The 18,848-nt window shown below is 71.4% G+C and carries 16 protein-coding genes; 6 read left to right on the forward strand and 10 right to left on the reverse strand.

Annotated elements, in window-relative coordinates; all coding sequences use genetic code 11:
* Positions 1 to 62: 62 nt before the first annotated feature.
* Positions 63 to 362: a Rho termination factor N-terminal domain-containing protein gene (locus tag CITRIK5_RS10200; protein ID WP_061867469.1), complete on the reverse strand. Its 300-nt coding sequence runs from the start codon at positions 360 to 362 to the stop codon at positions 63 to 65.
* 52 nt (positions 363 to 414) lie between these two features.
* Positions 415 to 1,866: a CCA tRNA nucleotidyltransferase gene (locus tag CITRIK5_RS10205; protein ID WP_061867468.1), complete on the reverse strand. Its 1,452-nt coding sequence runs from the start codon at positions 1,864 to 1,866 to the stop codon at positions 415 to 417.
* 166 nt (positions 1,867 to 2,032) lie between these two features.
* Here CITRIK5_RS10205 and CITRIK5_RS10210 point away from each other — a divergent pair, with 166 nt between their 5' ends.
* From CITRIK5_RS10210 to trxA, 5 genes are all read left to right on the forward strand, one after another.
* Positions 2,033 to 2,560 carry an NUDIX hydrolase gene (locus tag CITRIK5_RS10210; RefSeq protein WP_236557205.1) on the forward strand — a complete coding sequence of 176 codons (528 nt, stop codon included), beginning with the start codon at positions 2,033 to 2,035 and terminating at the stop codon, positions 2,558 to 2,560.
* A gap of 46 nt (positions 2,561 to 2,606) precedes the next feature.
* Positions 2,607 to 4,451, forward strand: coding sequence for a murein biosynthesis integral membrane protein MurJ (gene murJ / locus CITRIK5_RS10215; RefSeq protein WP_036384459.1), 1,845 nt, complete (start codon positions 2,607 to 2,609; stop codon positions 4,449 to 4,451).
* Between the two features lie 65 nt (positions 4,452 to 4,516).
* Complete coding sequence (locus CITRIK5_RS10220; RefSeq protein ID WP_159833617.1) at positions 4,517 to 6,577, forward strand: hypothetical protein; 2,061 nt, start codon at positions 4,517 to 4,519, stop codon at positions 6,575 to 6,577.
* 148 nt (positions 6,578 to 6,725) lie between these two features.
* Entirely contained in the window at positions 6,726 to 7,727 is a 1,002-nt protein-coding gene (gene trxB / locus CITRIK5_RS10225; protein ID WP_159833619.1) for a thioredoxin-disulfide reductase, read from the forward strand.
* Positions 7,728 to 7,758: 31 nt separating this feature from the next.
* Entirely contained in the window at positions 7,759 to 8,148 is a 390-nt protein-coding gene (gene trxA / locus CITRIK5_RS10230; RefSeq protein WP_002857810.1) for a thioredoxin, read from the forward strand.
* Between the two features lie 117 nt (positions 8,149 to 8,265).
* Here the strand turns inward: trxA and CITRIK5_RS10235 are convergent, their stop codons facing one another.
* From CITRIK5_RS10235 to rpmH, 8 genes are all read right to left on the reverse strand, one after another.
* On the reverse strand, positions 8,266 to 9,639 hold the full coding sequence (locus tag CITRIK5_RS10235) for a ParB/RepB/Spo0J family partition protein (RefSeq protein ID WP_081097781.1): 1,374 nt from the start codon (positions 9,637 to 9,639) through the stop codon (positions 8,266 to 8,268).
* Between the two features lie 2,511 nt (positions 9,640 to 12,150).
* Positions 12,151 to 13,095, reverse strand: a complete 945-nt coding sequence (locus tag CITRIK5_RS10240) for a ParA family protein (RefSeq protein ID WP_036384450.1) — start codon at positions 13,093 to 13,095, stop codon at positions 12,151 to 12,153.
* A 74-nt stretch (positions 13,096 to 13,169) separates the two neighbouring features.
* A complete protein-coding gene (rsmG, locus tag CITRIK5_RS10245) occupies positions 13,170 to 13,895 on the reverse strand; it encodes a 16S rRNA (guanine(527)-N(7))-methyltransferase RsmG (RefSeq protein WP_095353493.1) in 726 nt (241 codons plus the stop codon).
* Entirely contained in the window at positions 13,888 to 14,472 is a 585-nt protein-coding gene (locus CITRIK5_RS10250) for a R3H domain-containing nucleic acid-binding protein (protein WP_049145024.1), read from the reverse strand. Before CITRIK5_RS10250 ends, rsmG begins: the two co-directional genes overlap by 8 nt.
* A 2-nt stretch (positions 14,473 to 14,474) precedes the next feature.
* Positions 14,475 to 15,473: a membrane protein insertase YidC gene (gene yidC / locus CITRIK5_RS10255; RefSeq protein ID WP_049145020.1), complete on the reverse strand. Its 999-nt coding sequence runs from the start codon at positions 15,471 to 15,473 to the stop codon at positions 14,475 to 14,477.
* A 5-nt stretch (positions 15,474 to 15,478) separates the two neighbouring features.
* Positions 15,479 to 15,847, reverse strand: coding sequence for a membrane protein insertion efficiency factor YidD (yidD, locus tag CITRIK5_RS10260; protein ID WP_002856440.1), 369 nt, complete (start codon positions 15,845 to 15,847; stop codon positions 15,479 to 15,481).
* Entirely contained in the window at positions 15,848 to 16,246 is a 399-nt protein-coding gene (rnpA, locus tag CITRIK5_RS10265) for a ribonuclease P protein component (RefSeq protein ID WP_002856442.1), read from the reverse strand.
* 28 nt (positions 16,247 to 16,274) lie between these two features.
* Positions 16,275 to 16,412, reverse strand: coding sequence for a 50S ribosomal protein L34 (gene rpmH / locus CITRIK5_RS10270; RefSeq protein WP_002856443.1), 138 nt, complete (start codon positions 16,410 to 16,412; stop codon positions 16,275 to 16,277).
* A gap of 342 nt (positions 16,413 to 16,754) precedes the next feature.
* Between rpmH and dnaA the strand changes: the two genes are divergently transcribed.
* Entirely contained in the window at positions 16,755 to 18,302 is a 1,548-nt protein-coding gene (dnaA, locus tag CITRIK5_RS10275) for a chromosomal replication initiator protein DnaA (protein ID WP_044659943.1), read from the forward strand.
* The last annotated feature ends 546 nt before the right edge of the window (positions 18,303 to 18,848 follow it).

Genomic DNA, 18,848 nt, shown 5'->3' on the forward strand with positions numbered 1-18,848 from the left:
CGGCGGTATTCCGCTCCCAAAGCACCGGATTCCGCCCCCGGAAGCGGGGGTGCGGGCGCCGGTCAGTGGTTGCGCAGCGCCTCGATGAGCTCGTCCTTGGTCATGGTGGAGCGGCCCTCGATGTCGAGTTCGCGGGCCCGCTTCGCGAGCTCGTCCTTGGTCCAGTCCGCGTAGGAGCCGGCCTCGCCGCCACGCTCGGCGACCTCGTCCCGGCCGTCCCGGGCGGAGGCGTTGGCGATCCGTGCGGCCTTCTCCTCGCTCGCGCCCTCGCGGCGCAGCGCCTCGTAGACCTCGGGGTCCTTGATGCTGGAGGTGCCGGGGCCCATGGGGGCGCCGTTCTTCTCGGTCTTCTTCTCAGCCATGCGGCCAGTGTGGTCCCGGCCCGACGACGGGTGGAAGGCCCGCCGCGCCGCCTCAGCCCTGCTGGGCCTCCGGCTGCTCGGCCCACCAGCGCCGCAGCTCCGCCTCGGCCTCGGCCTGCTCGTGCGGGCCCTCGTCGAGACGCCACTCGAGCAGGTGGCTGTACGCCCGCCCCACCACCGGGCCCGGGCGGATCCCCAGCAGCGCCATGATCTGCTGCCCGTCCAGATCCGGCCGCACGGCGGCGAGCTCCTCGGCCTCGGCGATCTCGGCGATGCGCCGCTCGAGGTCGTCGTACGCGTGGGCCAGCCGCTCGGCCTTGCGCCGGTTGCGGGTGGTCACGTCCGAGCGGGTCAGCGCGTGCAGGCGGGGCAGCAGGTCGCCGGCGTCGTGCGCGTACCGGCGGACGGCGGAGTCGGTCCAGCCGGCGTCGCCGTAGCCGTAGAACCGCATGTGCAGCTCCACCAGACGGGCCACCGCCTTGATGGTGTCGTTGTCGAACTTCAGGGCACGCAGCCGCTTGCGGACGAGCTTGGCCCCCACGGTCTCGTGGTGCCGGAAGGTGACGGCCCCGCCCTTCTCGAAGCGGCGCGTGGCCGGCTTGCCGACGTCGTGCAGCAGCGCCGCCAGGCGCAGCACGGGGTCGGGGGTCGACGGCGCGTACTCACCCTCCAGCTCCATGGCCTGCTCCAGCACGGTCAGGGAGTGGGCGTAGACGTCCTTGTGGCGGTGGTGCTCGTCCGACTCGAGCTGCAGGGCGGGCAGCTCGGGCAGGACGTGGTCGGCCAGGCCGGTGCGCACGAGCAGGTCGAGGCCGGCGCGCGGGTGCGCCCCGCAGACGAGCTTGACGAGCTCCTCGCGGACGCGTTCGGCGGAGATGATCGTGATCCGCTCGGCCATCGCGGTCATGGCCTGCTCCACCTCGGGGGCCACGGCGAAGCCGAGCTGGGAGGCGAACCGGGCGGCGCGCATCATGCGCAGCGGATCGTCGGAGAAGGAGTCCTCGGGGGTGCCGGGGGTGCGCAGCACGCCGGCGTGCAGGTCCCGCATGCCGCCGAAGGGGTCCACGAGCTCGAGGGCGGGCAGGCGCAGGGCCATGGCGTTGACGGTGAAGTCGCGGCGCAGCAGGTCGTCCTCGAGGCTGTCGCCGAAGGCCACCTGCGGCTTGCGGCTGGCCGGGTCGTACTGCTCGGCCCGGTAGGTGGTGACCTCGAGCTGCCAGCCGGCCTTGCGGAAGCCGATGGTCCCGAACCGCCGCCCCACGTCCCACGTGGCGTCCGCCCAGCCGGCGCCGACGGCCTCGGACGCGTCCGGGTCGGCGTCCGTGGTGAAGTCCAGGTCCGGCGACGGCCGTCCCAGGAAGAGGTCGCGGACCGGGCCGCCCACCAGGGAGAGCTCGTGACCGGCGGCCTCGAACCTCCGCCCCAGCTCCACGACGACGGCGGGCAGGGTGGCGTCCGCGGGGAAGCCGGGGGGCAGCGCGTGGGTGGCGGTGGTCAGATCCATGATGCCTACAAGGGTGCCAGACGGTCCCGGCACGGGCCCGCGCGGGCCGGGCTAGAGTTGACGGCATGACCCGCCCCGATCCCTCCGCGCACCGGGGCGCCCCCCTGCCCTGGGCGCCCCCCTGCCCTCCGCGCTGGGGGCGTGGCGTCGCCGGCCGCAGCCGCCTCTGCGCCCCGTCACCTCGGCCCCCGCGGGACCCCGTTCCGCCGGTGCCGCCTCCCTGCCCACGGTGGAGGAGGTCTCCGCCGGCGGCGTCATCGTCCGCGAGCACGACGGCGGCCTCGAGGTGGCCGTGATCGCCCGCTACAACCGCGGTGGCCGGCTCGAGTGGTGCCTGCCCAAGGGCCATCCCGAGGGCGAGGAGGACCACCGGCAGGCGGCCGTGCGCGAGGTGGAGGAGGAGACCGGGATCGCCGGCCACATCCTCGAGCCGCTCGGCGCGATCGACTACTGGTTCACGGTCGCCCGGCACCGCGTCCACAAGACCGTGCACCACTTCCTGCTGCGCGCCACGGGCGGCGAGCTGACCACGGAGAACGACCCGGACCACGAGGCCGTGGACGTCGCGTGGGTGCGCCTCGAGGACGTCGCGCGCCGCCTCTCCTTCGCCAACGAGCGCCGGATCGTCGACCTGGCCCGCCAGGTGGTCGACCAGCACTTCCCCCCGGGCGGTGCCCGGGGCCCCCGCCCCTGATCCACCGCCCCCGGCACGGGGCCTTCCGACCACGATTGGGTGACCCTTGAGCAGCAGACCCGCCCCGCGCCGAGCGCAGGACCCCGCCCACGCCGGCGTCGCCGACGAGGAGCCGACGACGACGGACCCCGCCCCCGCCACGGATCCGGCCGCCGTGGACCCCGCGGACGAGACCCCCGAGGGCGAGCGCCGCGCCGGCCGGTCCACCGCGATCATGGCCTCCGGCACGCTCCTCTCCCGCGTGCTGGGCCTCGTCCGTGCGACGCTGGTGACGGTGGCGATCGGCCTGTCCGCGGACATGGCCGACATCTTCGAGATCGCCAACTCCCTGCCGAACGTGATCTACCTGCTCCTGGTGGGCGGCGTGTTCAACGTCGTGCTCGTGCCGCAGCTGATCAAGCACGCCCGCGACGCCGACCGGGGCGCGGACTACACCTCCCGCCTGATGACGCTCGGCACGCTCGTGATGCTCGCCGGCACGGTGGTGGTCATGCTGGCGGCGGCCCCGCTCATGACGGCCCTGACCCGCGGCTGGTCGCCGGAGAAGCTCGAGATGGCCACCGTGTTCGCCCTGTGGTGTCTGCCCCAGGTGTTCTTCTACGGCATGTACGCGTTGGTGGGGCAGGTGCTCAACGCCAACGGGCGCTTCGGCGCCTACATGTGGGCGCCGGTGCTGAACAACGTCGTCGCGATCGGCGCGATCGTGCTGTACCTGGGCATGTTCGGGGCGTACCGGGCCGGGGACGACCTCGCCGGGTGGACGAGCGCACAGACGGTCGTGCTGGCCGGCGGCCACACCCTGGGCGTCGTGCTGCAGGCCGTGATCCTCTTCCTGCCGCTGCGCGGGCTCGGCCTGGGTCTGCGCCCGCGGTTCGGCTGGAAGGGCATCGGCCTGCGGGACACCGGCCGGATCGCCGGGTACACCCTGATCACGATGGTCGCCACGAACGTGGTGCTCCTGCTGTGCCAGCGGTACGTCACCTCCGCCACGGAGGCCCGCGACCGCGGCGAGCTGCGCATCCCCGGCACGGAGACCTGGAGCGCCGAGATGGCGCAGGCGGCCATCCCCGGTGTGGCCGCGTACAACATGGCGATGCTGATGGCCGTGCTGCCCCATTCGGTGTTCGTGCTCTCCCTGGCCACCGTGCTCTTCAACCGGTTGGCCCGCGCCATGGGCCGCCAGGACATGTCCGCGGTGCGGCGCACGACGGCGCAGGGTCTGCGCGCGTTCACCGTGCCGCTGATGTTCTGCCTCGCCGGCGTGGTGGTCCTGGCGGGCCCCCTGGGCCGCGTCTTCGGCTCGACGGCCGAGACGGCGATGGTGGCCGGCATCGCGGTGGGCTCGGTCCTGCTCGCGCTGGCGCTGTCCATCCCGTTCCGCTCGGGCTCCTTCTACCTGCTGCGCGTGTTCTACGCCGCCGAGGACGCCAAGGTGCCGATGGTGGTCCAGGTCAGCGGCTCGCTCCTGATGCTGCTGCTCTCGTGGGCGGGCGCGATGCTGCTGCCGCTGTGGTCCATGGCCCTGTGGGTCGCGGTCGCCTCGTCCGTCTCGTACGTGTACCAGTTCGTCCTGACCCATGTGCTCACCGTGCGCCGGTTCGGGGACTACGGCCTCGCATCCGTGCTGCGTGCCCACGTCCAGACCGGCCTGGCCGCGCTGGCCGCGGCGGCCGCGGGCGTCGTCGTCGTGTGGCTGCTGGGCGGGTACACCGGCGGGTTCGCGTGGAACTCCATCGGGACGGCGCTGCTCACGTGCGCGGTGGCGGCCGTGGCGATGGGTCCGGTGTACCTGATGGTGCTGCGGGCCATGCGGTTCCCCGAGCTGGACGACGCCCTCCGGCCGCTCGTCGCCCGCGTGCCGGCGCTGGGTCGTCTGCTGCGCGTCGGCTGATCTCTGGCCGCGACGGCCACGCCACGTATCATCGGATTCCGACCCCGTCGTCAGGAGAAGAGCCCGTGCCCCAGCCCATCGCCGTCGGCGCCGTCCTGGGCGGCCGCTATCGCATCACCCAGCACGTGGTGACGTCCGCGGACCAGGACATGGTGTTCCTGGGCACGGACCAGGTGCTCAACCGCCGCGTCACCGTGCTCGTGGCCTCCCGTGAGAACGCCACACAGGTGGCCTCGTCCGCGCGGGAGCTGGCCACGGGCGAGCGCACCGACGACGTGCAGGTGCTCGACCTGGGCCTGTCCGAGGGCCGCACGTACCTGATCGCCGGCGGGGACCCCGACCCGGACGTCCTGCTGGGTCTGGCGTACCCGCAGGAGCTGCACGTGGAGCCGTTCCAGACGGACAGCCTCGGCTCCGAGCTGTTCGGCGAGTCGCGGACCCAGGACCCCCACGCCTACGACGACGACGAGGCGTACTACACCGACCTCGACCGGCGGCTCCGCGCGGACGAGGACGAGGCCCAGCGTCGTCCCGGGTTCCTGAACCGCCTCTCCGAGCGCCTCGCCGAGCGGGTCCGACCCTCCGACGGCACCGCGGCGAAGGCGGCCGCCGGGGCGTCGGCCCTGGCCGCGGCGGACGCCGCCACCCGGAAGCAGCAGGAGGAGCGCGAGCGGGCGGAGCGGGAGGCTGCCGAGCGCGCCGAGCGGGAACGCAAGGAGGCCGCCGAGCGCGCAGAACGCGAACGTCGGGAGGCGGAGGAGCGTGCCGAGGAGGAGCGCCGCGCCGAGGCCGAGCGCGCCCCTCGCCAGGCGGAGCAGGAGGCTGAGGAGCGGGCCGCGCGCGAGCGGGAGGCCGAGCAGGCCCGGCTGGCCGCGGAGCGGGAGGAGGCCGAGCGCCGCGAGCTCGAGCGCCGGGCCGAGGCCCGCCGTCGTGCCGAGGAGGAGCGCGCCCGGGAGGCCGAGCGGCGCGAGGCTGAGAAGCGCGCGGCCCAGGAACGCGAGGCCGCGGAGCGCGAAGCTGAGAAGCGCGAGGCCCAGGCGGGCACCGCCGCACTCCCGGCTGTCGCGGCGGGGGCCGCCGCCGCGCAGACGACCGACGCCGATGCCGACGGGGCTACGCCACCCACCGAGCCCGTCGAGCCCGTGGCGGCCGAGAAGACCGACGCGCCGGAGCCGGTCGCCCCGGACACCGAGGCGATCCCGGTGCGGCGCCAGCGCCCCGTCCCCCGCCGAGCGATCGTGGCCGAGTCCGCGCCCACCGTCCGTGAGGAGTCGCGCGGCACGGCCGCTCCGGTGGCTGCCGCGGCCGGGGCCGCAACGGCGGCGGGTGCCGCGGCTGCCGGTTCGACGGCCGCCGCCGCGGCTCCGAATGCTGAAGCTGCCCCGGCCACCACCGGGGGCGACGACGGCGCCACGGTGGCCGACCCGGGCGACGGCAACGGCCGCACGCGCGGCGGCGGTCCGCTGGCCCTGCTCCTCGTGCTCGGCCTGCTGGCCGCACTCGTCGTGGGCGGGGTGCTGCTGGCCCAGAACCTGCGCGGCGGGCCGGCCCCGCAGGCCGCGTCGTCCGAGTCTGAGTCTGCGTCGTCCGAGTCCGCATCGGACACCCCGTCGCCGTCGGAGAGCACCAGCCCCTCCCCCACCCCGTCCAGCGAGAGCGCCGCGGCCGCCCCGCAGCCCGTCCAGGCCCTGCGCTCGGTGCCGGACCTGCCGGAGCACGAGGCCGAGCACGACGCGGACCTGAGCAACCTCATCGACGGCGACCCCACCACCGTGTGGCGCACCTTCGCCTACGCACGGCCGAACTTCGGCGGCTATGTGGAGAGCATGAACCTCGTGGTCCAGCTCGAGGAGCGCACCGAGGTGAACGAGGTGACCCTGCAGAGCACGGGGGCCACCGGTGGCGCCTGGTTCGCCTACATCGCCGACTCCCCCGAGGGCGCGAACGCCAAGGAGATCGGCAACGGCACCTTCGACCAGGACACCGTCTCCATCCCCGTGCCGTTCGAGGGCACCGAGGCCGAGGCCGAGTACGTGATCGTCAGCCTCACCTCGCTGCCCCAGCTGGAGGGCACGACGTCGGACCTCCCGTTCGGCCTGCGCCTCGGCGAGATCGCCGTCCGCTGACCCCGCGCCCGGGCGACGGCGCGCCGGACCTTCCGGCCGCCGTCGCCGGACGTCGTCGCACCGCGGCCCCGGCACCGCGGAATACCCGCCCGTGGCTCCGCCGTTGTCCTGGAGGAGCGTCCACCACCCCGATCCACTGGAGGAACCCGTGGCCCCCACCGCCCAGGACCAGAGCGTCCACAACGTCGTGATCGTCGGATCCGGCCCCGCCGGATACACCGCGGCGATCTACACCGCCCGCGCCGACCTCTCCCCCGTCCTCGTGGCCGGGGCGGTGACCGCGGGCGGCGAGCTGATGAACACCACCGAGGTGGAGAACTTCCCGGGCTTCCCGGAGGGTGTGCAGGGGCCCGAGCTGATGGCGAACCTCGAGGCCCAGGCCCGCCGGTTCAACACGGAGGTGGTCTACGACGACGTCGTGCAGGCCGACCTGACGTCGAACCCCAAGGTGCTCACGCTCGGCGACGGCACCCAGCTGCGCACCCGCGCGGTCATCCTCACGACCGGCTCCGCCTACCGGAAGCTCGGCGTTCCCGGCGAGGAGCGCCTCTCCGGCCACGGCGTCAGCTGGTGCGCCACGTGCGACGGCTTCTTCTTCCGCGAGCAGGAGATCGCGGTCGTGGGCGGCGGCGACTCCGCCATGGAGGAGGCCCTGTTCCTCACGAAGTTCGCGTCCAAGGTGACCGTGCTGGTCCGCAAGGACGAGCTGCGCGCCTCCAAGGTGATGGCCCACCGGGCCATGGAGAACGAGAAGATCGAGTTCCGCTGGAACACCGAGGTCACGGAGGTGACGGGTGACGACAAGGTCAACACCCTCCGCCTGCGGGACACCCGCACCGGCGAGGCGTCCACGCTGGACGTGACCGGCCTGTTCGTGGCCATCGGCCAGGACCCGCGCACGGACCTGGTGCAGGGCCAGGTGGAGCTCACGGAGCACGGCACGATCCGCATCGACCATCCGTCCTCGCGGACCTCCCAGCCGGGCGTCTTCGCCGCCGGCGACGTCACGGACCACACCTACCGCCAGGCCATCACCGCCGCCGGCTCGGGCTGCGTGGCCGCCCAGGACGTGGAGCACTACCTCGCGACCGTGGCCGACGTGGAGGAGGCCGCGCCGGCCGGCCCGGAGTCGGACGCGGTTCCGGCATGAGCCACTGACTCATCACCCCTGACCGAGCGTCATGAGTCATGTCGATAACACCCCTGTCCACCCCCGTCAGACACAGAACAACCCCCAGGAGGCTGCCATGAGCACCATCACCGTCACCGACGCCGACTTCGACCAGAAGGTCCTCCAGTCCGAGCTGCCCGTCCTCGTGGACTTCTGGGCCGAGTGGTGCGGCCCGTGCCGCATGCTCGGGCCCGTCCTGGAGGACATGGCCGTGGAGCACGAGGGCAAGGCCGTGATCGCCAAGCTCAACGTGGACGAGAACCCGGCCATCGCCGCGCGCTACGGCGTCACCTCCATCCCGCTCGTCGTGGGCTTCCAGAACGGCGAGAAGGTCGTCGAGTCCGTGGGCGCCAAGCCCAAGGCCGCGCTGGAGAAGGAGTTCTCGGCCCTGCTCGGCTGAGCCCCTCCCCCACTCACCACGACGGCCCCGCCACCCGAGAGGGTGGCGGGGCCGTCGCGCGTCGATCTTCAGGACAAGCGGCGGGTGCCCGTGGACGCCGTCCGCGGGAGGTCCGGATCAGGACTTCTTGCCCTTCCCCTTGCCGTCCTCGCCGTCCTGAATGAGGTCCATGATGCGGTTCAGGTCCTCCACGGTGGTGAAGTCGATGGCGATGCGGCCCTTGCGCGCGCCGAGGGTGATCTTTACGGCGGTGTCCAGGCGGCTGGTGAGCGCGGTGGCGTAGTGGTCCAGGCGCTCGTGGCGGGCGTCGTCCGTGCTGCGCCGCGGCGTGCGGCCCGGCCGGAGCCCGCCCTGCAGTTGCGCGACAGCCTCCTCCGTGGCCCGGACGGACAAGCCCTCCGACTGGATCCGCTGCGCCAGACGCTCCATGTCCGACGGGTCCGTGAGACCGAGCAGCGCACGCGCATGGCCGGCCGAGAGCGTGCCGGCGGCCACGCGACGCTGCACGAGGGGCGGCAGCTTGAGCAGCCGCAGCGTGTTGGAGATCTGCGGACGGGAGCGGCCGATGCGCTGGGAGAGCTCCTCCTGCGTGCAGGCGAAGTCCTCCATGAGCTGCTGGTAGGCGGCGGCCTCTTCGAGCGGGTTCAGCTGGGAGCGGTGCAGGTTCTCCAGCAGGGCGTCCCGCAGGAGGTCCTGGTCCGGGGTCTGGCGGACGATCGCCGGGATGGTGTCCAGACCCGCCTTCTGGGTGGCGCGCCACCGGCGCTCGCCCATGATCAGCTCGTAGGGGGTGGGGCCGTCCACCTCGCGCACGACGATCGGCTGCAGGATGCCGACCTCGCGGATCGAGGTGACCAGTTCCGCCATGTGGTCCTCGTCGAACACCTCACGCGGCTGCCGCGGGTTGGGGTGGATGTCCCCCACCGGGATCTCCCGCAGGACCGCGATGTCCGCGGACACGGTCCCCTCGGTCGCGACGGGGTCCGCGGTCGAGTCCGCCGGTTCCTTCCTCGACGACGTCGCGGAGGTGGCACGCTTGCTGGGCGCCTTCACCGTCGGCATGGCCGGACGCCCCTTGGTCGGCCGCGCCGCGGGTGCATCCTCGGAGTCTGCGGAGAAGAACACGTCGACGGGACGCTGCGCGGGTCGCGAGGCACGCTTCGACGAGGTGGGCCCTGCCTTCGTGGCGGACGTGGCGTTCCGGCCAGTCGCAGCCGTTGATTTCCCGGCCTGTGTCGTTCGGCCCGCGGTCTTCCGCTGCGAGGCCGACGGGGCGGGCTCGTTGGACTCCCCTGGCGTCTCGGTCGTCGCGGTGCTCCGCGTCGATGTCGTGGTTGCCTCCGCTGCCGCGGCAGCCTTCGGGCCGCTCTTCACCGGCACCGCAGAGTCCCTCGGGGAGGAGGCCTCGGCGTTCTCTTCCGGGGCTTCTACAGTGCTCTGGATCAGGGCGCCGAGGCCTCGCCCCAGGCCTCCTCGACGGCTCGTCTTCAACGGGTCCTCCTGCAGTGAGTGGGTCTGCGATCAGTGTAGGTGAGCGGCCTGGTCTCGATGGCCCCGGTCGGCGGGAAGACACTTCTCAAGGAGCTCTGGCCCTGACCGCCGGGGGGCGCGCGAGGGCCTGACACGTGCAAGGGGCGCGGCGAGGTTCGGGCCTCGGTTCTGGGGTGAGACGTCCGCATTGGGCTCGGATGGCAGGATGCGGGCGCGCGGACAGCACCTGCCGCGAGCGTGAGTGTTTCACGTGGAACACTCCGAGTGGGGGCGCTTCGGAAGGGTGCCGCTGCAATCCTCAAGACCTCCTCATGTTCCCTCTCGAGGTTCACTCGTTTCACATGAAACGCGAGCCCGCGACGACGAGCGGGCGGTATCAGAATCACGGTTGTTCAGTTTGTTTTTCATGTATTCCCGGGCCGATCAGCCCTCCGTGCGGACGGTACTCAGATCGCTGGCTACCCGCATGATGATGTGCTTCATCGGACGCGCAATGGCGGACCAGCAGCGAAGCACTCGTCCGACTTCCCCTCGGTGTGATGTGAACACTCGAATCGCCGAACGGATGAGCTCGGCCTGCTCGTCGCTTCGCCGTCAGTGCTTCCTCACACCCGCGCAGCTCACGAATTGAACGCTGCTTCACCATCCGCGTTTCACGTGAAACACGGACGAGTCTGTCATCCAAGTACGACATGAGTTCGGGTGGGCCACGTGCTCGCTCACCCGCAAGTCAGTGCCACATTCCTGCGCCATTCTCAGTCAGCTCGCTCCCGGCACGGATCGTGTGCTCCCTGGATCGCCTGGGATTGTGACCTCGCGGCACGGCGCTTTCACCCGAAGCTCGTTTCACGTGAAACGTATCGTTCGAAGAATCGACCGTGCGCTCATCCATGGAAGCTCGCCCACCAGCGGGTCGCACCCCGAGGCCGGCGTGCGCAGGGTCCTCTATATCTTGAGAGGTTCAGACTTGCCGCGTCGCTGATGGTACTGGCTCGATCTAGTGAGCCCCGATCACCGGTCGTTCAGTTTCACGTGAAACGGCTGGGAGGGAACGCCGGGTCGCGGGTCGCATGTCGGGGCAGCGAGCATCCACTTCCGCCGTTGACAGTACTGCTCGATGTGGTCGCCGATGTCACGGGCGGCAGTACAGTGACGCGGCCGGCGCTCCACCCCACCCACTGACTCCATCCGTCCTGTCAGCTGAGGCCGCCCATCAAAGTTTCAGGACCGCCTCGTGGGGAAACTGGGTCTTCAATGCCTCCATCCGCGTACAGCTGCGGTCAGGGATCGACGCTAGGTGAGCGCGGAACCACCGTGTTTCACGTGAAACCCCCGGCGACCGGCCGATTACTCGACGCCCTGGTTCCCACGTCGCTGCAAGACAGAACCACACGGCCCGCCCCATCCCGCACGGAGCCGCCGCGGGCTTCCCGGGGGGCCTCCACCGCAGTCACCATTCACACGCCGTCCCCGTGCCCAGTCGTCAGACGCGACAGGAGACTGAGCAGGGCTCATCAGCACCGCAGAGGCATCTACGGCCGCACACCCTAGACGTACACTGTCCACAGATGTTGTCCACATATCAACATCGACGTTCGCTGGTGACCACGTCAAGACGCTTGTTGGCCAGCTCAACCACTTGTCTCTGTATACACTGGGGGCACACGACCGCGCTTCCTCACTGGAGGCTCTCTTTCTCCGCACACAGGAATGCACAGCCGAACTGAGCTTCAGGCGCCCCCAATCGGCCCCTCCAACTCAGACGAATCACAGGAGACCACCTCGCCGCTCACGTGCCCTCTCGGACACGCTGACTGACAGACCGGCCGCGCACCCCCGCGACGGCACTCTGACTCGAGCTCCGCTCTGGCCCCCGATTCCCTGCACGTCACCGACGGCGAGGAGGTCTGACGTGGGGGGAGGGGGCACCCAGCCACGGCACCCGGCCTGCTCGACGGCTGCATTCTCGGGGCTGCCACGAGCCCGCCTGAGGGGCAGGGACGGGCCATGCCCTGCACGTCCGCACCAGCCGGCCAGGACGTTCCCTACGAACCGCGCAGCTCCCGAGGCGCACCTCAACGCACGGTGCACCGCCGGCCGGCCATCACAGCCGCGGTCCCGCTCCAGGGCAAAACCGTCCTCCCCGTGACTTCGTGCGTCGCCGCCCCTGCTACCCCCACGCCCGGCGACAGATGCGCCCCGCCCACGACGGAGCGGCAGAGGGCTCGGCCCAGGGGAGGAGAGGGCGGCATGTCTGTCGGAAGCGGTCGACCACGGGCACCCCTCCCCATCGTCCCGCCGCGGCGGCACCACGCGCGCACCCTCAGAGAGGGCCGTTTCACGTGAAACACGGCCGTCCGCCATGCCCAGCGATTCCGCTTGTCTTTTCACCCCTCATCCCCCGGGCCGCACTCACTCACGACGAAGCCCGCCGGGGGATCGCTCCCTCCGGCGGGCTCCGTCGTCGTCGGCAGCGCCATCCGGCGACCGCAGCAGCGGGTCGCCTGCGCGTCAGCCCTTCACGGCCGGGGCACCGCGGCTGGCGATCTCTGCAGCCGCCTCCCGGTACGCCACGGCGCCGGCCGAGGCCGGGTCGTAGGTCAGCACCGTCTGCTGATAGCTGGGGGCCTCGGAGATGCGGACGTTGCGGGGGATCGCGGTGTTCAGCAGCTGCTCCGGGAAGTGCGTCCGGACCTCCTCCGCCACCTGCACGGCGAGGTTGGTCCGCGCGTCGAACATCGTCAGCAGGATGGTGCTCACCTGGAGGCGCGGATTCAGGTGCTTCTGGATCATCTGCACGTTCTTGAGCAGCTGGGAGAGGCCCTCGAGGGCGTAGTACTCGGCCTGGATCGGGATGAGCACCTCCTCGGCCGCCACGAACGCGTTGACCGTCAGCAGGCCCAGGGACGGCGGGCAGTCGATGAACACGTAGTCCAGCCGCTCCTGGCCGTCCTCCTCGCGCCAGGCGGTGTACGCCTCGAGCGCTCGAGACAGTCGCTGTTCGCGGGCCACCAGCGAGACCAGCTCGATCTCGGCACCGGCCAGGTCGATCGTCGCGGGCACCACCTGCAGGCCGTCCACGTCCGGGGCGTCCTGCACGACGTCCTGGATCTCCATCTCGCCCAGGAGCACGTCGTACACGGAGGCCACGTCTCCGGTGTGGGGGATGTTCAGCGCGGTGGACGCATTGCCCTGCGGGTCGATGTCGACCACCATCACCCGCATGCCCGCGCGGGCGAGGGCCGCGGCGAGGTTGACCGTCGTCGTCGTCTTGCCGACGCCGCCCTTCTGGTTGGACGTCGTGAACACGCGGGTGCGGTCGGGGCGCGTCAGACGGCGCCGCTGGAGCCGCGCGGGCTCCTCGGCGTCGGCGCCGCCCTTCTCGGCGGTCCGGCCGGTCCACTTCTGGCGCAGGGCCCTCCAGGCCCCACCCCGGCTCTCCTGCTCCTGCGCCATGCGGCTCTACCTCCTGGGTCGCGGGTGTGCGGATCTGCTGCCGCCCGGCCCGTCCCGTCCCGGTGGGGGAGGGGTCAGCGGGGACGCGCGCTGACGCGCACGACGGTGGTGGTCTCGGGCAGCAGGCCCTCGCCCACCGTGAGGATCTCGGGCTCGGCACCACCATACTTGCGCAGGACCTTGCGGGCGGCGGCGATCTCGTCGGCCGCGGAGCGGCCCTTGATGGCCAGCAGCTCCCCGGCGCCCTGCAGCATCGGCATGGTCAGCGGCACGAGGGTCTTCAGCGCGGACACGGCGCGGGCGGTCACGACGTCGACGTCGAGGTTCCCGGAGACCTGCTCGGCGCGGCCGCGGATCACGTCCACGTTCTCCAGGCCGAGGTCGGCGACCACCATGTCCAGCCACTCCACGCGCCGCTCGAGCGGCTCGATGAGCAGGAACTGGCAGTCGGGGCGCGCGAGCGCGAGGCACAGGCCGGGCAGGCCCGCACCGGAGCCGACGTCGGCCACGAGCGCACCCTGCGGGAGGAGCTCCTCGACCACGGCGCAGTTCAGGACGTGGCGCTCCCAGAGACGGGGCGCCTCGCGCGGACCGATCAGGCCCCACTCGATGCCGGTGTCCGCCAGGTGGGCCACGTACGCCTCGGCCCGGGGGAGGGCCTCGCCGAACAGCTCGACGGCGGCCGGCCGCAGCGCATCGGTCAGCGGCGGTGCCGGCTGTCCCACGGGTGCGGGACGGTCGCCCCGGTCCCGCGGATCCAGCCCGGGGCGCCGCTCGTAGGCCGAGCCCCGCTCAGTCATCGGCGGAGATGACCACGTGCCGGCGGGCGCCCTCGCCCTCCGACTCGGAGGTCAGGCCGGCGTCCGCGACGACGTCGTGGACGATCTTGCGCTCGTACGCGCCCATGGGCTCGAGGTGCACGGGACCCTCGCCGGCGCGGACGCGCTCGACGGCCGCCTGGGCGGCGGTGCGCAGGGCGACGTTGCGGCGCTCCCGGTGCCCGCAGACGTCCAGGATCAGCCGGGAGCGGTGCCCCGTGGCGGCGAGCACGGCCAGCCGGACGAGCTCCTGCAGGGCCTCCAGGGTGCGGCCGTCGGGACCGACGAGGCCGTCCAGGCGCTCGTCGTGGTCCTCGGAGACGACGGACACGTACGTGCGCCCGTCGCGGACCTCGATGTCGATGTCCCCGTCCAGGTCCGCGATGTCGAGCAGCTCCTCGACGTAGTCCGCGGCGACGTCGCCCTCCTCCTCGAGGCGGCGCACCGCCTCCGAGACGGCGGCATCGTCCTGCTCCGCGACGCGGGAGCCCTGGCCCGCGGGGGTCTCGACGACGGCGTCCTCGGCCTCGGGGGCCGGGGTCACGTTCTCGGCGGACATGCTCACTTCCTCCTGCGGTTCTTGCGCTGGGGCTGGACGCGCTGACCCGACTGGCGGACGACCTCACCGTTCAGCACGGCACCGCCGCGGCCCGCCTGGGTGTGCGCGGACGAGGGCGTGGCCTCGGCGTTCGACACCTTCTGGCCCACGGGGGGCAGGCCCTTGGCGGCGCGGCGCTCGTTGAGCTCCTTCTCGGCGAGGGAGCCCGGGGTCGGGTTGTTGCGGATGATCCACCACTGCTGGCCGACGGCCCAGAAGTTGGAGTAGGTCCAGTACAGGAGCACGCCGATGGGGAAGTTGATGCCGCCGATGCCGAAGATCAGGGGCATGGCGTAGAGCATGATCTGCTGCGTCTGCATCATCGGGCCGGAGAGGGCCTGCTGCGTCATGTTCTTCGTCATGAGCATCTTCTGCATGAAGAACATCGAGCCCGACATCAGCAGGATCAGCACGATCGCCGTGACGATCACGGGCGTGCTGCCCGGCGCGCCGAGCGAGTTCATGAAGGTGTCCGACATGCGGGCGCCGAAGATCGTGGAGCCCTCGAAGGAGCGGATCTGGTCCGCGGACAGGGCGTCCATGGCTTCGCCGCGCTCGGCCGCGCCGCGGGCGCCGATCAGCACCTGGTACAGCGCGAAGAAGAACGGCATCTGGATCAGCAGCGGCAGGCAGGCGGCGAACGGGTTCGCCTTGTGCTCCTTCATGAGCGCCTGCTGCTCCATGGCCATGGCCTGGCGGGAGAGCTGGTCCTTCTTGCCCTTGTACTTGGCCTGCAGCTTCTGCAGCTCGGGCTGGATGGCCTGCATGGCGCGCTGCGCCTTGATCTGCTTGACGAACAGCGGGATCAGCAGGGTGCGGATGAGCACCACCAGCAGGAGGATGGACAGGGCCCACGTCCAGCCGGAGTCCGCGGGCAGGCCCGCAAACTCCAGGATGCTGTGGAACGCCCCGAGCAGCCAGGACATCAGCCAGCGGAACGGGGAGAGGATGGCTTCGAACATGGGGGTCAATCCTCCTGCGGGAGATCAGGTGGGATGGGAGGGTGGTTCAGGGCGAGGATGCGCGGCTGCCGGCCCGGCGGCCAGCGTCGGTGCCCGGGCGGGACCGGGTCCACGCCGCCGTCGTTCCAGGGATGGCACCGGCCGATGCGCCGCGCGGCGAGCCACGACCCCTTCACCGCGCCGTGCACGTGCACGGCCTCCAGCCCGTAGGCGGAGCAGCTGGGGAAGAACCGGCACACGGGTCCGTACAGCGGGGAGACCACGGCCCGATAGACCGTGAGCAGGCCCGCCAGCAGGGCGGACGGCAGCGCGCGCAGCGGCCCCCACTCACGGGAGGGCTCGAGCACGACGAAGGGCGAGGGCGTGACGGTCATCTACGCGTGCTCCGAGGCGGCGGGCAGGTGCGGCTTCAGGGCCTTGCCGAGCGCGCCGACGGTCTCGCGGCGCAGCAGCGCGTAGTCCGCCTCGGCGGCGGCCGGCAGCGCGCGGACCTGCACCAGAACCGGCAGGTCGCGCAGCGGGGGCAGGCGCATCTGATCCGCGACGACGGCGCGCAGCCGCCGCTTCACCCGGTTGCGGGTCACCGCGTTCCCCACGGCCTTGGACACGACGAACCCGGCCCGCGGCCGAGGGGCGCTCGGCGACGTGGACCGGGTCTGATCGGGGTCCGTGGCGACGCTCACCACGACGGTGCGCCGACCCGCGCGGGTGCCGGTGCGACCGAGGTGACGGAACTCCGCGGGCGTGCGGACGCGACGGTCACGGGGCAGCACGGGGCGCGCCGTCCCTGGACCGAGGTCCTCAGGCGGACAGCTCGGCGCGGTTCTTGCCGCGGCGAGCGGACAGGATGGCGCGGCCGGCGCGGGTGCGCATGCGGGCACGGAAGCCGTGCTTGCGGGCACGACGGCGGTTGTTGGGCTGGAACGTGCGCTTGGTCACTGTGATCTCTCCACGACGTGTTGTGTGCCTTCGACCGTCGACCTGAGCAGGTGGACCAGGGGGAAGGACCGGTGAGGCTCTGACATGAAATCCCCGGCGGGCACGATCAACCGACACCCGGGGGACCAGACAACTCTAGTGGCCGGGGTACGCAGGGGTCAAACGGGTGCGCGCGGATCCCGGACGCCCGTGGGCGCCCGGGGCGGTCGTCCACAGGATGATAGGGGTTGTCCACCGTCTGTGCACAACCCTGTGGACAACCGTTAGACTCCGAGCACCGTCGTCCGTCTCGCGCAGCCGCCCCCGTCCTCGGGGACGTCTGCCCCAGGAAAGGAAGCCTCCGTGGTGGCAGACCAGGCCGTGCTCAGCTCGTGGCGCTCCGTCGTGGGCTCCCTCGAGGACGACGCGCGGGTCAGCGCCCGCCTCATGGGCTTCGTCTACCTGGCCCAGCCGCAGGGCCTCATCGGCAACACGCTCCTGCTGGCCGTGCCGAACGAGACCACCCGCGAGACGCTCCAGGGCACCCAGGTGGCCGACGCCCTCACGGACGCCCTGACCAAGGAGTTCCGCGAGGAGATCCTGCTGGCCATCTCGATCGACGCGAACCTGCAGCCGCCGCGGACCCCCTCGTCCGAGGCCCGCCGCTCCTCCCTCGCGGGCGGACCGGCCGCCGCCGCGGTGCCGGACGTCGAGCTGCCCCCGGCTGCGACCGCCGCCACCTCCCGCCGCGCCGTCGCCGAGGAGCTGCCGGGCTTCCGCATCGAGCCGCCGGCCGACGTCGCGCCCGCTGCGACCGCGGCCCCGAGCGGGAACGGCAAGCCGACCCCCGCGCCGCCGTCGACGTCCGCGGAGACCAGCCGCCTCAACGACCGCTACCACTTCGAGACGTTCGTGATCGGCTCGTCCAACCGGTTCGCGCACGCCGCCGCGAACGCGGTGGCCGAGGCGCCGGCGAAGGCGTACAACCCGCTGTTCATCTACGGCGAGTCCGGCCTGGGCAAGACGCACCTGCTGCACGCGATCGGGCACTACGCCCGTCGCCTCTACCCGGGCCTGCGGGTGCGGTACGTGAACTCGGAGGAGTTCACCAACGACTTCATCAACTCCATCCGCCACGACGAGGGCGCCTCGTTCAAGCAGGTCTACCGCAACGTGGACATCCTGCTGATCGACGACATCCAGTTCCTGGCGGACAAGGAGGCGACGGTCGAGGAGTTCTTCCACACCTTCAACACGCTCTACAACAACAACAAGCAGGTGGTCATCACCTCGGACCTGCCGCCCAAGCAGCTCTCCGGGTTCGAGGACCGGCTGCGCTCCCGCTTCGAGTGGGGGCTGATCACGGACATCCAGCCGCCGGACCTCGAGACGCGCATCGCGATCCTCCGGAAGAAGGCGGAGGCCGAGGGGCTCGTGGCCCCGCCGGAGGCGCTGGAGTACATCGCCTCGCGCATCTCCACGAACATCCGCGAGCTCGAGGGCGCGCTGATCCGCGTGACCGCGTTCGCCTCGCTCAACCGGCAGACCGTGGACATCGAGCTGGCCGAGCATGTGCTCAAGGACCTGATCACGGACGAGACGGCGCACGAGATCACCCCGGAGCTGATCCTGCACGCCACGGGGGAGTACTTCAATCTCACCCTCGAGGAGCTGACCAGCAAGTCCCGCACCCGCACGCTGGTGACGGCGCGGCAGATCGCCATGTACCTGCTGCGCGAGCTGACCGAGATGTCCCTGCCCAAGATCGGCCAGGTCCTGGGCGGCCGCGACCACACCACCGTCATCCACGCGGACCGCAAGATCCGCGAGCTGATGGCCGAGCGGCGGACGATCTACAACCAGGTCACCGAGCTCACCAACGAGATCAAGCGGAAGCAGCGCGGCGCCTGAGCCACCCGCTGTCCCACCCTCGAGTCCCGGTTCGAACCTTCGACCGGGACTCGAGCCTTCTTCCACATTGTCCACCGGTGTGGACAACTCTGTGGAGAACCCCCGGTGCTGTGGACAACCTCCGCCCCTGTGGATGGCGGAATCAGGCCGCTCACGCCGCGTCCACACCCCTGGGGACGACGACGGTGCACAGGCTGGTGAATCACACGGGTGTCATTCGATGGTCCACACGTATCCACAGATCTCCACAGCCGAAAACCGCATGATCTCGCGGATTTCGACGGGTGTGGACGCACCCTGTGGACAGGAATGTGGACAACTGGGGGGTGGATCCGGGGATGAGTCTGGACAACTCCGGTCGGGCCTGTGCAGAGCGGGGGGAGGGCCTCCGAGTCTCGTCCACATCGGATGCACACCCCGAACGAGCGGGCGTCCACACGGTTCCCCCAACCGGATCCGCATGTCGGCGCGGCAGAACCGCGTTCTCCACAGGATCCACACCCGCTACCACTCCTTCTGATCCCTCTGGAGAGATCCCGCCAAGCA

The sequence above is a fragment of the Micrococcus sp. 116 genome (assembly GCF_902506395.1).
Taxonomy (GTDB): Bacteria; Actinomycetota; Actinomycetes; order Actinomycetales; family Micrococcaceae; genus Micrococcus; species Micrococcus luteus.

What these genes read in the sequence shown, in the direction of transcription:
- CITRIK5_RS10200 (WP_061867469.1), bottom strand. Translation starts at nt 362, where the DNA reads ATGGCTGAGAAGAAGACCGAGAAGAACGGCGCCCCCATGGGCCCCGGC.
- CITRIK5_RS10205 (WP_061867468.1), bottom strand. Translation starts at nt 1,866, where the DNA reads ATGGATCTGACCACCGCCACCCACGCGCTGCCCCCCGGCTTCCCCGCG.
- trxA (WP_002857810.1), top strand. Translation starts at nt 7,759, where the DNA reads ATGAGTCATGTCGATAACACCCCTGTCCACCCCCGTCAGACACAGAAC.
- CITRIK5_RS10240 (WP_036384450.1), bottom strand. Translation starts at nt 13,095, where the DNA reads ATGGCGCAGGAGCAGGAGAGCCGGGGTGGGGCCTGGAGGGCCCTGCGC.
- rsmG (WP_095353493.1), bottom strand. Translation starts at nt 13,895, where the DNA reads ATGACTGAGCGGGGCTCGGCCTACGAGCGGCGCCCCGGGCTGGATCCG.
- CITRIK5_RS10250 (WP_049145024.1), bottom strand. Translation starts at nt 14,472, where the DNA reads ATGTCCGCCGAGAACGTGACCCCGGCCCCCGAGGCCGAGGACGCCGTC.
- yidC (WP_049145020.1), bottom strand. Translation starts at nt 15,473, where the DNA reads ATGTTCGAAGCCATCCTCTCCCCGTTCCGCTGGCTGATGTCCTGGCTG.
- yidD (WP_002856440.1), bottom strand. Translation starts at nt 15,847, where the DNA reads ATGACCGTCACGCCCTCGCCCTTCGTCGTGCTCGAGCCCTCCCGTGAG.